This window comes from Corynebacterium sp. 335C (assembly GCF_053525695.1).
Map to the genome: position 1 here is coordinate 1,426,708 of NZ_JASTTB010000001.1, position 13,263 is coordinate 1,439,970.

At 73.6% G+C, this 13,263-nt stretch carries 13 protein-coding genes and 1 tRNA gene; 4 read left to right on the forward strand and 10 right to left on the reverse strand.

All coding sequences use genetic code 11. From position 1 onward, the window contains the following. Nucleotide 1 precedes the first annotated feature (1 nt). The 4 genes from QQS41_RS06210 to gluQRS all read right to left on the reverse strand — a co-directional run bounded on the left by QQS41_RS06210 (nucleotide 2) and on the right by gluQRS (nucleotide 3,391). A complete protein-coding gene (locus QQS41_RS06210) occupies nucleotides 2-217 on the reverse strand; it encodes a heavy-metal-associated domain-containing protein (protein ID WP_448851773.1) in 216 nt (71 codons plus the stop codon). A 235-nt stretch (nucleotides 218-452) separates the two neighbouring features. Then, entirely contained in the window at nucleotides 453-1,985 is a 1,533-nt protein-coding gene (locus QQS41_RS06215; protein WP_448851995.1) for an AMP nucleosidase, read from the reverse strand. Between the two features lie 14 nt (nucleotides 1,986-1,999). Next, nucleotides 2,000-2,497 (reverse strand): flavodoxin, encoded by a 498-nt coding sequence (locus QQS41_RS06220; protein ID WP_448851774.1) that lies wholly within the window; start codon nucleotides 2,495-2,497, stop codon nucleotides 2,000-2,002. 9 nt (nucleotides 2,498-2,506) lie between these two features. Further along, nucleotides 2,507-3,391 carry a tRNA glutamyl-Q(34) synthetase GluQRS gene (gene gluQRS, locus QQS41_RS06225; RefSeq protein WP_448851775.1) on the reverse strand — a complete coding sequence of 295 codons (885 nt, stop codon included), beginning with the start codon at nucleotides 3,389-3,391 and terminating at the stop codon, nucleotides 2,507-2,509. Between the two features lie 98 nt (nucleotides 3,392-3,489). Here gluQRS and QQS41_RS06230 point away from each other — a divergent pair, with 98 nt between their 5' ends. Then, nucleotides 3,490-4,080 (forward strand): NAD(P)H-dependent oxidoreductase, encoded by a 591-nt coding sequence (locus tag QQS41_RS06230; protein WP_448851776.1) that lies wholly within the window; start codon nucleotides 3,490-3,492, stop codon nucleotides 4,078-4,080. Between the two features lie 177 nt (nucleotides 4,081-4,257). Next, nucleotides 4,258-5,064, forward strand: a complete 807-nt coding sequence (locus QQS41_RS06235) for a queuosine precursor transporter (RefSeq protein WP_448851777.1) — start codon at nucleotides 4,258-4,260, stop codon at nucleotides 5,062-5,064. Nucleotides 5,065-5,877: 813 nt separating this feature from the next. On the opposite strand, the gene tgt is transcribed toward QQS41_RS06235, so the two are convergent. Both tgt and QQS41_RS06245 read right to left on the reverse strand, forming a co-directional pair. Then, entirely contained in the window at nucleotides 5,878-7,338 is a 1,461-nt protein-coding gene (gene tgt, locus QQS41_RS06240) for a tRNA guanosine(34) transglycosylase Tgt (RefSeq protein ID WP_448851778.1), read from the reverse strand. Then, nucleotides 7,338-10,076, reverse strand: a complete 2,739-nt coding sequence (locus QQS41_RS06245; RefSeq protein ID WP_448851779.1) for an MMPL family transporter — start codon at nucleotides 10,074-10,076, stop codon at nucleotides 7,338-7,340. The genes tgt and QQS41_RS06245 overlap by 1 nt, the downstream gene beginning before the upstream one ends. Nucleotides 10,077-10,570: 494 nt before the next feature. Between QQS41_RS06245 and QQS41_RS06250 the strand changes: the two genes are divergently transcribed. Further along, nucleotides 10,571-10,708 carry a hypothetical protein gene (locus QQS41_RS06250; RefSeq protein WP_448851780.1) on the forward strand — a complete coding sequence of 46 codons (138 nt, stop codon included), beginning with the start codon at nucleotides 10,571-10,573 and terminating at the stop codon, nucleotides 10,706-10,708. A gap of 1 nt (nucleotide 10,709) precedes the next feature. After that, complete coding sequence (locus QQS41_RS06255) at nucleotides 10,710-11,513, forward strand: hypothetical protein (protein WP_448851781.1); 804 nt, start codon at nucleotides 10,710-10,712, stop codon at nucleotides 11,511-11,513. Between the two features lie 92 nt (nucleotides 11,514-11,605). On the opposite strand, the gene QQS41_RS06260 is transcribed toward QQS41_RS06255, so the two are convergent. The 4 genes from QQS41_RS06260 to QQS41_RS06275 all read right to left on the reverse strand — a co-directional run bounded on the left by QQS41_RS06260 (nucleotide 11,606) and on the right by QQS41_RS06275 (nucleotide 13,254). After that, nucleotides 11,606-11,692 (reverse strand) — tRNA-Ser (locus QQS41_RS06260). 188 nt (nucleotides 11,693-11,880) lie between these two features. Beyond that, nucleotides 11,881-12,072 carry a CsbD family protein gene (locus tag QQS41_RS06265; RefSeq protein WP_448851782.1) on the reverse strand — a complete coding sequence of 64 codons (192 nt, stop codon included), beginning with the start codon at nucleotides 12,070-12,072 and terminating at the stop codon, nucleotides 11,881-11,883. 163 nt (nucleotides 12,073-12,235) lie between these two features. Continuing rightward, entirely contained in the window at nucleotides 12,236-12,715 is a 480-nt protein-coding gene (gene tadA, locus QQS41_RS06270; protein ID WP_448851783.1) for a tRNA adenosine(34) deaminase TadA, read from the reverse strand. Further along, complete coding sequence (locus tag QQS41_RS06275) at nucleotides 12,715-13,254, reverse strand: tRNA adenosine deaminase-associated protein (protein WP_448851784.1); 540 nt, start codon at nucleotides 13,252-13,254, stop codon at nucleotides 12,715-12,717. The genes tadA and QQS41_RS06275 overlap by 1 nt, the downstream gene beginning before the upstream one ends. Between the last annotated feature and the right edge of the window lie 9 nt (nucleotides 13,255-13,263).

Genomic DNA, 13,263 nt, shown 5'->3' on the forward strand with positions numbered 1-13,263 from the left:
CCTAGACCACCGGCTCCGACTCGTAGCCGGCCTCCTTGATGGCCTGCGTGACCAGGTCGGGCTGCAGCGCCGTCTCGGAGTGGATCTCCACCAGGTTGTTCTCGCGGTCGACGTCGACGCGCTCGACGCCCTGCAGCTCCTCCAGCTCCTCGCGGACGCTGGCCTCGCAGTGGCCGCAGGTCATGCCGGTGACGGTGTACTTGGCGCTGACGGACATGGGGGTTCCTCCTCGGAATCGGTTGCCCATACCCCTGACGGGTATGCGCACGTCCCCGAGGCTATACCCCCTCCCCCTATGCCGCAAGGGTCCGCGCGCGGCCCGGCGCGGCCGCGGCGCGGCACTCGTCGTCACGCACATGCGCGGCACCACGCGCCGCGCGACGCGCGTCGTCACGCACCGCGCACCGCACGCGTCACCGCGCGGCACCCGCGTGACGACGCCTCCCGCGCCGCTACCGGAACGCCACCTCGCCCACCGGCCGCCGCAGCTTCCGCGAATGCAGCGACTCCGGACGCGCGGCCATCGCCTCGCACGCCCGCACCGCCGTCATGAGGTGCTCCACCTTCGACGCCTGGTAGAACCGGCGCGCCGACCGCGGCAGCTTCGGCTTGTCGTGCAGCGGCATGTCGCTGACGCTCAGCAGCGCCCCGTACGGCACCCGGAAGCGGTAGCCGTTCGCCGCGATGGTCGACGACTCCATCTCCACGCCGATCGCCGTCGACTTCTGCAGCTCCCGGTAGATGTCCGGCTGCGGCCGCCACTCCCAGTTCCGGTCGGACGTCGACAGCACCGTGCCCGTCCGCAGCCGCTTGCGCAGCGCCTCCCCGCCCAGGCCGCTGACCTCGCCGAAGGCCTTCGTCACGGCCTGCTGCACCTCCGCGATCGGCGGAATCGGCTTCTCCAGCGGCACCAGGTCGTCCAGCACCCCGTCCGCCCGGTCGTACGCGTTGGCCAGCACCATGTCGCCGATGCGCATCCGGCCGTCGAGGCCCGCGCAGTGGCCGACCATCATCCAGCAGTGCGGGCGCAGCACCGCCAGGCAGTCCGTGATGGTCTTCGCATTCGACGGGCCGACGCCGATGTCGATGATGGTCACGCCGCAGCCGTCGTCGCGCACGAGGTGGTAGGCGGGCATCTGGCACGCGTGCGCCTCCGCCCGCAGCACCTCCGCCTCCGGCACCTCGCCGATGGGGTGCACGTGCCCGCCCGGCGTCACGAACGCCCGGTAGCCGTGCGGGTTCAGCGCCCCGTCCGGCACCTCCTCGGCGCCCTCCTGGCCCGGCGCGTCCGCGGTCTCCTCCCCCGGCGCCGGCACGTCCGCCACGCCGACGGAGTGCGCGTACTCCAGGAACACGTCCGTGTGCAGCTGGTAGTTCGTGAACAGCACGAACCGCTGGATGTGCTCCGCCGGGGAGCCCGTGTAGTGCTCCAGCCGCTGCAGCGCCAGGTCCACCCGGTGCGCGGAGAACAGCGACAGCGGCTTCACCGGCAGCGACAGGTAGTCCGCCTCGCCGTCGGCGACCGCGTCGTCGACGAACGCGCTGTCCACCGGCGTGAACATCCGGTCCACCAGCGCGAGGTCCGCCGCGTCGAGCCCGCCCGTGTCGACGTCGTCCGCCCCCGGCGCGAATCGCACCGGAATCGGCTGGTCGGAGACGCGGACCTCGACCTCCCCGCCGTGGCTGTCCAGCAGGTCGCGGATCTGCGCCTCCAGGTAGCCGCGGAACAGCGCCGGCCGGGCGATGGTCGTGCCGTAGACGCCCGGCCGGTCGACGAACCCGTGCGACAGCGCCGGGTCGACCTGCCCCAGCGCCGCGACGGTGAACCGCAGCTCCGGGTAGCAGCGCGTCACCGGCCGCAGTTCGTCCTCGCGGCCGTCGCGGACGGCCGCGCAGGCCGCCGCGTAGTGCTCCACCAGCTCGCGCGTCGCGTCGTCGTACAGCTCGACGAGCTTTGCGACGGCACCCTCCGGATCGGCGAACATCCAGCTCACGTCGCTCACGCCCCCATCAGCCCGGCGGCGTGGGCGGCGACCGTGCCGCCGAGCTCGCGGAGCTCCGCCATCGTCGCGTCGTCCGGGGCGCCGACGAACGTCACGGGCGCGGCGACCTGCGACCAGCCGTAGCCGCCGGTGATGGACTCCATTGCGTTGACCGCGCCGGTGACGTCGTGGCCGCCGCGGATCCAGTACGCGAACGGCAGGCCCTTCCCCGCCTCGTGGCACTCGCGGAACGTGACGTCGAAGAAGTGCTTCAGCGCCCCGCTGATGTACCCGAAGTTCGCCGACGTGCCGCAGATGACGCCGTGGGCGCCCAGCAGGTCGTCGGACGTCGCCTCCAGCGGGGAGAGGGCGCGGACCTCGAACGTCATCCCGGCCTCCCCCGCCGCGTCGGCGACGTCGGGGTCGCGGGCGCCGTCCTCCACCGCCGCGGCGAGCTCCGCGAGCAGGTCGGACGGCGCGTGCTGGACGATGAGCAGGCGTCGTGTCTCCGTCATGGCCCCAGGCTAGGGCAAAAACACCACGGGGTCGCGGGGAAGATTGTCCGGGTCGAGCAGGTCCGGCAGCTCGTCGACGCGGGCGCCGGGGAACCCGAGCGACTCCGCGATCCACGCGCGCGCCGCCCCGGCGGTGACGTCGCGCAGCGTCACGGCGCCGTCGCGCTTCGCCAGCCGCTTCCCCTCCTCGTTGAGCACCAGCGGGACGTGCACGTACTCCGGCGCCCGCCCGCCCAGCAGGTGCGCGAGGTGCGCCTGCCGCGGGGCGCTGGACAGCAGGTCGTCGCCGCGCGTGACCTGCGTGACGCCCTGCTCCAGGTCGTCGACGACGACGGCGAGGTTGTACGCCCACGCCCCGTCCGCCCGGCGCAGCACGAAGTCGTCGACCATCCCCGCGACCTCCCCGTGCAGCGCGTCGGACGCCGTCCACTCCGCGACCTCGGCGCGCAGCCGCGTCGCCGGGCCCAGGCCGAGCGCCGCCCGCTCCGCGCGCCGCCGCTCCCGCTCCTCCGGGCCCAGGTCGCGGCACGTGCCGGGGTAGGCGCCCGGCGCCGCGTGCGGCGCCGACGCCGCCTCCTGGATCTCCTTCCGCGAGCAGAAGCACGGGTAGGTGGGGAGCTTCGCGACGGCCGCCTCGTACAGCCCCGACCTCTCCGACTGCCGCACGGGGACGCCGTCCCAGTCGAGGCCGACCGCCGCGAGGTCCTCCAGCTGCCGCGCCTCGAACTCCGGCTTCGACCGCTGCCGGTCGCCGTCCTCGACCCTCACCACGAACCCGCCGCCCGCGCCGCGCGCCAGCGCCCACGCGGCCACTGCCGTCCGCAGGTTCCCCAGATGCAGGTCACCCGTGGGACTGGGGGCGTATCGGCCGACGACGGCGGGGCTGGCGGACATGCGGCCAGCCTATCCGGCGGGGGCAGGGGCGCCGCGGTGCGGGTAATCCCCCGAATTGACCCTGGTCCGGGTCCGGGGAACGCACGTAGCATCGGACCATGAGCCACCACGTCATCCTCGTCGGCGCCCTCCACGCCGGCTCGACCAACCGACGCCTCGCCGAGGCGTACATCCGCCACCTCCCGGACGGCGACACCGCCGCGATCCACGAGGGCCTCCGCGACGTGCCCTTCTACGACGCGGACCGCGACGTCCCCGGCGCCGAACCCGAGGCCGCCGCCGAGCTCCGCCGCGCGGTCTCCGACGCCGACGCCGTCGTGTTCGTCACCCCGGAGTACAACCACACCGCCCCCGCAGTGCTGGTCAACGCCATCGACTGGCTCTCCCGCCCCGACGGCAAGGGCGCGCTGGTGCGCAAGCCCGCCCTCATCCTCGGCGCCACCCCCAAGCCGACGTCCCTCGAGGGCGCCCGCCGCGCCCTCCTCTACGCGCTCCAGGGCCTCCAGGCCCACGTCGTCCCGACCGTCTACACCTGGACCGACGTCCACACCGTCTTCGGCGACAACCATCCCGCCGACGTCGACGAGGTCGCCGCCGTCCTGCGCAAGGCCCACCGCGAACTGGGCAAGCGCATCGAGGAGGCCCGCCACGACCCCGAGAAGCCGCGCGGCGAATTCGCCACCGACTAGCCGCGGGGCGGCCCCGCGCCCGACTGGCGGAGCCCACCGCGCCGGCGCCACCCGCGCGGGGCAGCCCGCGAAGCCCCCGCCCCTCCGGCGCGCCGCCCGGCCGGGCCGCACGCCGCGGACGGGGCGGGAACCGTCGCAAAGCACACGAACGCGCACTTCGCCGGTACCATCCCCCGGGTGACCGACAACGACAACCGGCCCGGGCCTGGGCCGGGCGCTGCCGGGGCGCACGACGCCCCGCCCACGCCCGCGAACCCCCGCCCCGCCGCGCACCACGCGACCCCCGCACCCGGCGACCTCCCCCCGCGCGGGGAACCACGCCACATCCCCGTCCCCCGCAGCCTCTACCCGACCATCGTCGCGGTGTTCTGCGGCGTGCTGATCATCAGCAACATCACCGCCACCAAGGGCGTCCAGATCGGGCCCGCCGTCACCGACGGCGCCTTCTTCCTCTTCCCGCTCAGCTACATCCTCGGCGACGTCCTCTCCGAGTGCTACGGCTTCCGCGCCACCCGACGCGCCATCTGGACCGGCTTCGGCGTCCTCGCCCTCGGCCTCCTGTCCTTCTGGATCGCCATCCAGCTGCCGCCCGCCGACTTCTACGCGAACCAGGAGGCGTTCGCGACCGTCCTCGGCACCGTGCCGCAGCTCGTCCTCGCCGGCCTCGCCGGATACGCCGTCGGCCAGCTGCTCAACGCCTGGTCGCTCGTCGCCATCAAGCGGCGCACCGGCGAGAGGACCCTCTGGGCGCGGCTCATCGGCTCCACCGTCGTCGGCGAACTCGCCGACACCGTCATCTTCTGCGCCATCGCCGCGAGCGCCATCGGCATCGTCGAATGGACCGACTTCGCGAACTTCGTCATCGTCGGGTTCCTGTGGAAGGCCGGCGTCGAGGTCGTCTGCCTGCCGTTGACCTACGCCGCCATCGGCTGGGTCAAGCGGCACGACGGGTACTGGGGGCGGCGCGAGACCGTGGGGGCGTAGCGACGGGCCCGCGCGGGTGCCGTGCCGCCGCGTCCGGGTCGGTTTCCGGGGCCGTTTTCGGGGCAGGCCGCCATATGCGCCGGAGAGGCGTTTTCGGCGGGCTCCTGGACCTCGGGTCCGGAACGGCCCTCGACGCGTCTGCGGGGCGCTGAGCGCGTTTTCGGCCTTGGACCGGTCAAGCCCTGTTTTTCAGCGTCATTCGGCGCTTCGCGGAGGCTGCTGCATCCCGGTCAAACGCAGGTTTTCGGCCGGATTGTCTGCGTTTGACCGGCATACGGCGTGCCCGCCGAGCCCGCGAATCACGCTCAAACGCAGGTCCGGGCCGAAACGGGGCCCGGCGAGGCCCGGCGGGGCCTGCCGGAGGCCCGGCGGGGGCTCGGCGAAGGTCCGGGACGGTTACGAACGGTCCCCGAGGGGGCTGGCCGACGGTCGACGGGCCCCGGCGGGGAGCGACGAGCCGGAAAGGACGACCCCGGACCGCCGAACGGGGCCGCGACGGGCCGCGCGTACCGACGGATGCCCTTCGGCCGGCCGGACCACGCGCCGGAGGGCATCCGTCCGTACGTTTCGGGCCCGATTTCGTACCGGCCAGTGCCATTCGCCGCGCATCGCAGACCGCCCAAGGGCGCTCGTCGGGACGCGTGGACGCGCGGGCGGGCAGACCACGCTCGCGGGCATGCGCGCGAGGGGACGGGCAAGCCGTCGGGGCCGCAGGGCGCCGGCGGGACGGACGCGCGAAGCGGGCAATCTGGCGGGCAAGCCGGCGGGCGCGCCTCGTGCGCGGGCAGGACGGCCCGGCGCCGCGCCCCTCCCCTAGTTCGTCCGGGCGCGGCGGGCGGCCTCGCCCGCGTAGTACCGGCCCAGGAACTCCTCGCGGAACGCCTCGAAGTCGCCGTTCGCCAGCGCCGCGCGGATGTCGTCCACCAGCTTCACCATGAAGTACAGGTTGTGGATGGTGCACAGCGTGCCGGCGAGATACTCCTTCGCCTTCAGCAGGTGGTGCAGGTAGGCGCGCGAGTAGTTGAGCGACGCGTACGACGGCGTCTCCGGGTCGATGGGCCCGAAGTCCCGCTTGAAGCGCGCGTTCGTCAGGGTCATGCGGCCGTCGCGCGTGTACACGCCGCCGCGGCGGGCGAGCCGCGTGGGGGCGACGCAGTCGAACGTGTCGGCGCCCGCGGCGACGCCGGCGAAGACGTCGTCGGGCTCGGAGATGCCGAGGAGGTGGCGGGGCCGGTCCTCGGGCAGCTCGTCGGTGACCCAGCCGACGATCTCGCCGAGCCGCTGCTTCTCCAGCGCGCCGCCGACGCCGTAGCCGGCGAAGCCGAGGCGGCCGTCGGCCTCGAAGCGGTCGGACAGGTCGACGAGCCCGCGGGCGGCGGATCGCCGCAGGTCCTCGTACTGGGCCCCCTGGACGACGCCGAAGAGCTGCTGCCGCGGCCGGTGGGCGCGCTCGATGGTGAGGCGGTTGTGCTCCTCGAGGCAGCGTTCGGCCCAGCGGCGGGTCCGTTCGACGGAGTCCTCCTGGTAGGGCCGGGTGTTCATGAGGGTGGTCAGCTCGTCGAACGCGAAGATGATGTCCGCGCCGAGGCGGTGCTGGATGCCCATGGACACCTCGGGCGTGAAGCGGTGCTCGGAGCCGTCGATGTGGGAGCGGAAGGTGACGCCGTCCTCGTCGACGAAGGCGTTGCGCTGCTTGCCGGGGGCGACGACGTCGTCGTTCTGCAGCCCGGAGACGTCCATGGCGAGGGTCTTGCGGAAGCCGACGCCGAGGCTCATCACCTGGAAGCCGCCGGAGTCGGTGAAGGTGGGGCCGTCCCAGTTCATGAAGCGGGACAGGCCGCCGGCCTCGTCGACGATGTCGTCGCCGGGCTGGAGGTACAGGTGGTACGCGTTGGACAGGACGGCCTGGGCGCCGAGGTCGCGGACCTGCTCGGGGGTCAGGGTCTTGACGGTGGCCTTGGTGCCGACGGGGATGAAGGCGGGCGTCGCGATGTCGCCGTGCGGCGTCGTCAGGACGCCTGCCCGCGCCTTGGGCGCCGACTCGTCGCGCGCGGTCACCGTGAATCCGGTGGCCCACGGGTCGCGTGACGACGGCTGCCGCTCCGGCGCGGCCGCCTCCGGGCGAGGCGCGCCGCCCGGCCGGCCCGCGTCGGAGGACATGCCCGGCCGGCCCGCGTCGGCGGGCGTGCCCGGCCGCCCGGTCTCGGCGGGCGTGCCCGGCCGCCCGGTCTCGGCGGGCCCGCCCGTCCGGTCGGCGTCGGTCGTGTCGGTCATCAGCGGCTCCCCCTGCTGCCCGGTCCGCGGCGGCGGTCGCCGCGGTGGCGGGCGCCGTCACGCGTCCGGTTCCGGTCGTCGTGGTCCCGGGCATTATCGCGCGGGGCGGCGCCGGAACCCGAATCGCGGCCGTCGGCCGGGCCGGAGTCGCGGCCGTCGCGGCCGCCGGCGGACTCCGGCGGCACGCCGCGCCCCGGGTCCTCGCCGGCGGCGGGGCCGGGCTCGGCGGCCGCGCCGAGGTCGCCGTCGTCGCCGCGGGAGGCCTCGCCGGCCTCCATGTCGTCGCGGGGGCCGACGGCGACGAAGGCCCCGTCGTCACGCGCATCGCGCTCGTCCTCCCGGGCCTCGGCGACGAGCTCGCGCCGGCGGTCCCCCAGGCCCTCGCCCTCCACGTCGACGGACGGGAGGATGCGGTCCAGCCAGCGGGGCAGCCACCAGGTGGCGCGGCCGAGGAGGAACATCGACGCCGGGATGAGCGTCATGCGGATGAGGAACGCGTCGAACAGGACCATGACGCCCATGGCGAAGCCGAAGATCTTCACAAACGGCAGCGGCTGCCCCATGAACGCGAAGAACACGATGATCATGATGAGCGCCGCCGCGGTGACGACGCGGGCGCCGTGCGAGAAGCCCTCCACGATGGACTCCTCCACCGCGTTGAACCTCGACTTCGGGTTCTTCCGGCCGCCGGAGTGCGTGTAGTGCTCGCGCATCCGGGACACGAGGAACACCTGGTAGTCCATGGCGAGGCCGAAGGTGACGCCGATGAGGAAGATCGGCATGAACGACACCAGCGGGCCGGGGGTGTCGATGAACCCGCCGAAGCCCTGCTGCCACACCGCCACCGTCACGCCGAACGCGGCGCCGACGGACAGCAGGAAGCCGAGGCCCGCCGTCAGCGGCACGACGATGGACCGGAAGACGAGCAGCAGCAGGACGATGGCCAGGCCGACGACGATGCCGAGGTACATCGGCATGACGTCGGAGAGCTGCTGCGTGACGTCCATCTCAATGGGCACCAGGCCGGTGACGCCGGTGCGGACGCCGGTGGCGGCGGAGATGTCGTCCAGCTGCTCGCGGACGGCGGTGAGCATCTGGGAGGTGCGTTCGTCGAGCGGGCCGGTCGCCGGGGTGATCATCAGCTGCGCGGCGGTGCCGGGCTCGTTGATGCCGACGATCTGGACGTGCGCGACGTCGACGTTGTTCTCCAGCTGGTCGAGGACCTCGACGAACGACGCCATCGCCGGGGCCTTGCCCGGGTCGACGTCCATGCCCTCCATCGCCTGCACGAGCGGGGCGAGCAGCGGCGAGTCGGGGTTCACGTCCTCCGCGTTGACGACGGCGACCATCTGGGCGTTGCGGCCGGGACCGAAGCCCTCCTCGATGATCTGCACGGCCTGGCGCTGGGTGGTGTCCAGGTTGGCGGTGGAGTCCGACGGCAGCGCGAGCCGCAGGTCCTTCGCCGGCAGCGCCAGGGCCAGCAGGCCGATGACGACGACGGCGAGGAAGAGGCCGGGGACGCGGTGGACCAGCTCGACCCAGCGGCGGCCCATGGTCTTGCCGCGGAACAGCGGCCGGCGGGCGCCCTTGAGGGGGTTGCCGGCGATGCCGGGGATGGCGGCGCCGAACACCTTTCGCCCGACCAGCGCCATGATGGCCGGCAGCAGGGTGAGCGAGATGATGACCGCGACGGCGACGGTCGCCGCCGCCGAGACGCCCATCCAGGACAGGAACGGGATGCGGGCGACGACGAGGGCGGCGAGGGCGATGAGGACCGTCGCGCCGGCGAAGACGACGGACGATCCGGCGGTGCCGGTGGCCAGGCCCATCGCGTCGGGCCGGGAGATGCCGGTGCCGAGCTCCGCGCGGTAGCGGGCCATGATGAACAGGGCGTAGTCGATGCCGACGGCCAGGCCGATCATGACGGCGAGGACGGGCGTGACGGTGTTGAGCTCCGCGAAGGCGGTGAGCAGGACGACGCCGAGGGCGCCGACGCCGACGCCGATGACGGCGGTGATGAGCGGCATGCCGGCGGCGATGAGCGAGCCGAACGTCACGATGAGCACGATGAACGCGACGACGACGCCGATGATCTCCGACAGGGCGGTGATTTCGACGGGGTCCATGAAGCCGGGGCCCATCGCCTCGACCTCGAGCCCGGCGTCGCGGCCGAGCTGCATCGCGTCGAGCACGGCCTGGCGGTTCTGCGGCTCCAGGTCGGCGGGGGCGGCGATGTCGAAGGTGAAGGTGGCGGTGCCGATGCGCCCGTTCTCCGACAGCACCGACAGGTACTTCGCGTCGAGTTCGGCGACGTCGCGGGGCATGCCCATCGACGTCGACGCGTCGACGATGGCCTTCGTCATCTCCGGTTCGACGTCGACGGGGTTGGCCAGCTGGAGGGTGGAGCCGAGCTGCCCCGTGTCCTCTTCTATGGCCTTCACCACCCGGTCGACGGCCTCCTTGTTGGCCGGGTCGGACAGCTTCTCGCCCTCCGGCGCGCGGAAGGCGACGGTGACCATCATCTGGTTGACGGGGTTGGGCTGGCCGGGGAACGACTCGTCGAGCAGCTCGGAGGCCTGCGTCGACGGGGCGCCGGGGATGGCGAACTGGTCGGAGAACCCCTTCTGGAAGGCGGCGGCGGAACCGCCGAGTCCCGCGAGGATGATCACCCACGCGATGATGACCTTCCACTTGTTGAGGTAGGACCAGCGGCCGAGCGCGAACAGCGCCTTCGCCATGACGACTCCCCTTCCTTCGCGCGGCCGGGCCCGGGGGTCGGGCGGCGGCCGTCCACCCCTCCCAGTCTACGGAAGGGGGCGGCATCGGGCTGGCCCGGTTCGGGGCCTCCGCGGGGTCCGGCGGGTGCGCGGAGGGGGTGCCGCGGGGTCGCCGGGGTGCGCCGGGGCGGGTGCGGGACGCGGCGCCGGCGGGGTCGCGCCCGCCGCGGGAGGTGCCCGCGCGGGTCGCGCGGGGTGCGGCGCCCGTGGTGGCGCGGTGTTCGCGTGACGACGCCCCGATCCCGGTTCTTTCCCCCACATAATCACCCCCGGGCGGAATGACATCGGTGGAACCGGGCCCGTTTTGGCGGGGAACCCCTCCGAGTAGCACCCCCTTTCGGGGTCGATCTATTTCTGACAGATATTCACGTACATATATTCGGCTTAGGTTAGCCGCGCTTTTCAGGGGCGCGGCGCGAGAGGCGGGGACCCGCCCCGCGGAGAGGACGGACGAGATGGCCTTCGGGGACGGCGGGCGCGGCCCGCGGGATGCGGGCTCCGGCGACGGGGAGGTCGGGCTGGGCGCCCCGCCGGGCGGTGCCGGCCCCGACCCCGACTCCGCCGACACCGCCGTCCACCGGGAGGTGAACTGACATGGGCCGCATCCTCATGCGCCAGATCCGCGCCGAATGGGTGAAGGCGTCGTCCCTGCCGGGTCTGCGCTGGGCCGCCCCGCTCGCGCTGCTGCTCGGCGTCGTCGCGGCGCTGGCGATGTGCGCGCAGGCCGTCGTCGCGAAGGAGCTCCTGGAGGCCTCCGCGGCCGGGTCCGCCGGCGGCGGCGCCGCGACGTCGTGGGAGCCGGTGCAGGTGCTGCACTGGATCCGCCTGGCGACGGCGACCGTCATGGCCCTGTGGGCCGTCGGCACCGTCACGGGCGACTACCGGGGCGGCACCCTCGGCCTGACGCACCGCGCGTGCCGCCGGTGGTGGGTCGTGCTCGCCGCGAAGTGGGCGGTCACGGGCCTTGCGACGGCCATCGTCCTCGCCGTCGCCGTGCCCCTGTGCATCCTGCCCGCCATGGCGGTGTTCCCGTCGGTGACCGGCGGCTGGTCGCTCGGCGACCCGGAGGTCCTCCACGGCTGGTGGACCCTGGCGGTCTACGGGTTCCTGCTGTGCGGCATCGCCGTGGGCCTCGGCGCCGTGTCGCGCACGGCGACGCTGGGCGTCGGCGGGCTGCTGACGTGGCAGTTCGTCGTCGAGCCGATGCTCGTCCTCGCCCCCGGCGGCGCGACGCTGCACGCGCTGCTGCCGTTAGCCAACGGCGCGACGTTCATCGGCGAGGAGACCCAGTTCCCGCTCCCCTTCGGCGGGCCGATGCTCTCAGGCCTGTGGGTGCTGCTGTGGGCGCTGGCGCTGCTGGCGCTCGGCCGGTGGGCCATGGCCGCGCGGCACCGCTGAGGCGCGGGCGAACGGGCCGCGGCGGGCGCCGTCGCAACGCAACGAAAAAACCGGGGCCGGCATCCCGTCTGGGATGCCGGCCCCGGCGCCCGCGGTGGCGGAGGGATTTGAACCCTCGGTTGGTATTACCCAACACTCGCTTTCGAGGCGAGCACCTTCGGCCGCTCGGACACGCCACCGCCGGTGAGGTTACCGAACGCCCGTCCGCGGCGACAAATCCCCAGGCCCGCGCCATGTGCTCCGCATCGCGTGACGACGGGACCCGCGCCGCCCGCACCCCCGGCGCACCCGCGTCCGCGGGGCCCGCGCATGACGACGCCCCCGCCGGCGGCCGGTGCCGCCGCGCGGGGGCGCGATCGGAAGGGGACTAGTCGTCGCCCTTGAGCTTGCCGAGGGCCTCGGTGGCCTTGTCCTTGGCGTCCTCGATGCCCTGCTTGATCTGGGACTTGGCCTGATCGCCCTTGCCCTCGTTCTGCAGGTCCTGGTTGTTCGTGGCCTCGCCGGCGGCCTCCTTGGCCTTGCCGCCCAGCTCCTCGGCCTTGTTCTGGAAGTCGCCCATGGAGTTCTCCTTCTGTCGAGTGACGTTAACTCCGTCGAGGCTAGTCCCGTCCGCGGCGGTGCGCCATGGTCTTCCGGGCGGCCGATCCCGAATCGTCACCTCCGCCCGCCCGCGGGCCACCCGGCCGCGGCGGGCGCCGTCGTCACGCGACGACCGCGGGCGGCTACCTCCGCCCGCCGAAGAACGCCGGCAGCAGCCCCGCGCACTCGTCGGCCAGCACCCCGCCGGCGACCTCCGGCACGAAGGGGTGCGCGGGCTCGCGGACGACGTCGGCGATGGAGCCGCATGCCCCCGTCTTCGGCGACCACGCCCCGAACACGATGCGGCCCACGCGCGACATGACGGCGGCGCCGGCGCACATCACGCACGGCTCCAGCGTCACGTACAGGGTGCAGTCCTCCAGCCGCCAGCCGTCGCCGTGGCGCAGCGCCGCCTCCCGCAGCGCCAGCACCTCCGCATGCGCCATGGGGTCGGCGTCGGCCTCCCGCCGGTTCGCCGCCTCGGCGAGCACCTCGCCGCGGGAGTCGACGACGAGGGCGCCGACGGGCACGTCGCCCTCCGGCGTCGCGGCGGCGACGGCGATGGCGCGGCGCATCCACGTCTCGTCGGCCGCCCGCCGCTCCGGCGTCGGGAGCGCGGGCATCAGTCGAGGTCGTCGAGGTCGTCGACGTCCACGCCGGTGACGTCGGCCAGCTCCTCCTCGAAGCCGAGGGCCTCCGCGATGGCGTGGAGCTGCTCGCACGCCCACAGGGACTGGTCGTCGCAGATGACCGACAGGACGTCCTCCGGCAGGCCGACGTCGGCGAGGATGCCGAGGTCGCCCTCCGGCCACGCGTCGACGTCGTCCAGCTCGTCCTCGTCGAGGTCCGGCACGTCGACATCGAGCTCGTCGAGCACGTCCGCCGCGATGTCGTCCGTCACCGCCGCCGTCGCATCGGACAGCACGGCGCGGACCTCCCCGCCGGGGGCGGGGCGCAGGAGGATGAAGTAGTCGTCGTCGATGTTCAGCATCGCGAACGACGCCCGCTCCGCCCGCAGCCGGCGGGTCCCCGCGACGGCGGCGTCCAGGTCGTCGAGGGCCTCGTCGTCAAGCTCGGTGACGGTCCACCCGTCGTCGCCGCGGGCCACGGCGACGGCGTAGGAGCGGTCGTCGTCGCGGTCATCCCCGAAGTCGTCCTTCATGCCGCACAA

Excerpts from the sequence above, each read along its gene's own strand:
- QQS41_RS06250 (WP_448851780.1), top strand. The coding sequence starts at position 10,571 with ATGGCCTTCGGGGACGGCGGGCGCGGCCCGCGGGATGCGGGCTCCGGC.
- QQS41_RS06255 (WP_448851781.1), top strand. The coding sequence starts at position 10,710 with ATGGGCCGCATCCTCATGCGCCAGATCCGCGCCGAATGGGTGAAGGCG.
- QQS41_RS06220 (WP_448851774.1), bottom strand. The coding sequence starts at position 2,497 with ATGACGGAGACACGACGCCTGCTCATCGTCCAGCACGCGCCGTCCGAC.
- QQS41_RS06245 (WP_448851779.1), bottom strand. The coding sequence starts at position 10,076 with ATGGCGAAGGCGCTGTTCGCGCTCGGCCGCTGGTCCTACCTCAACAAG.
- QQS41_RS06275 (WP_448851784.1), bottom strand. The coding sequence starts at position 13,254 with ATGAAGGACGACTTCGGGGATGACCGCGACGACGACCGCTCCTACGCC.
- QQS41_RS06265 (WP_448851782.1), bottom strand. The coding sequence starts at position 12,072 with ATGGGCGACTTCCAGAACAAGGCCGAGGAGCTGGGCGGCAAGGCCAAG.
- tadA (WP_448851783.1), bottom strand. The coding sequence starts at position 12,715 with ATGCCCGCGCTCCCGACGCCGGAGCGGCGGGCGGCCGACGAGACGTGG.
- QQS41_RS06230 (WP_448851776.1), top strand. The coding sequence starts at position 3,490 with ATGAGCCACCACGTCATCCTCGTCGGCGCCCTCCACGCCGGCTCGACC.
- QQS41_RS06210 (WP_448851773.1), bottom strand. The coding sequence starts at position 217 with ATGTCCGTCAGCGCCAAGTACACCGTCACCGGCATGACCTGCGGCCAC.
- tgt (WP_448851778.1), bottom strand. The coding sequence starts at position 7,338 with ATGACCGACACGACCGACGCCGACCGGACGGGCGGGCCCGCCGAGACC.
- gluQRS (WP_448851775.1), bottom strand. The coding sequence starts at position 3,391 with ATGTCCGCCAGCCCCGCCGTCGTCGGCCGATACGCCCCCAGTCCCACG.
- QQS41_RS06215 (WP_448851995.1), bottom strand. The coding sequence starts at position 1,985 with ATGTTCGCCGATCCGGAGGGTGCCGTCGCAAAGCTCGTCGAGCTGTAC.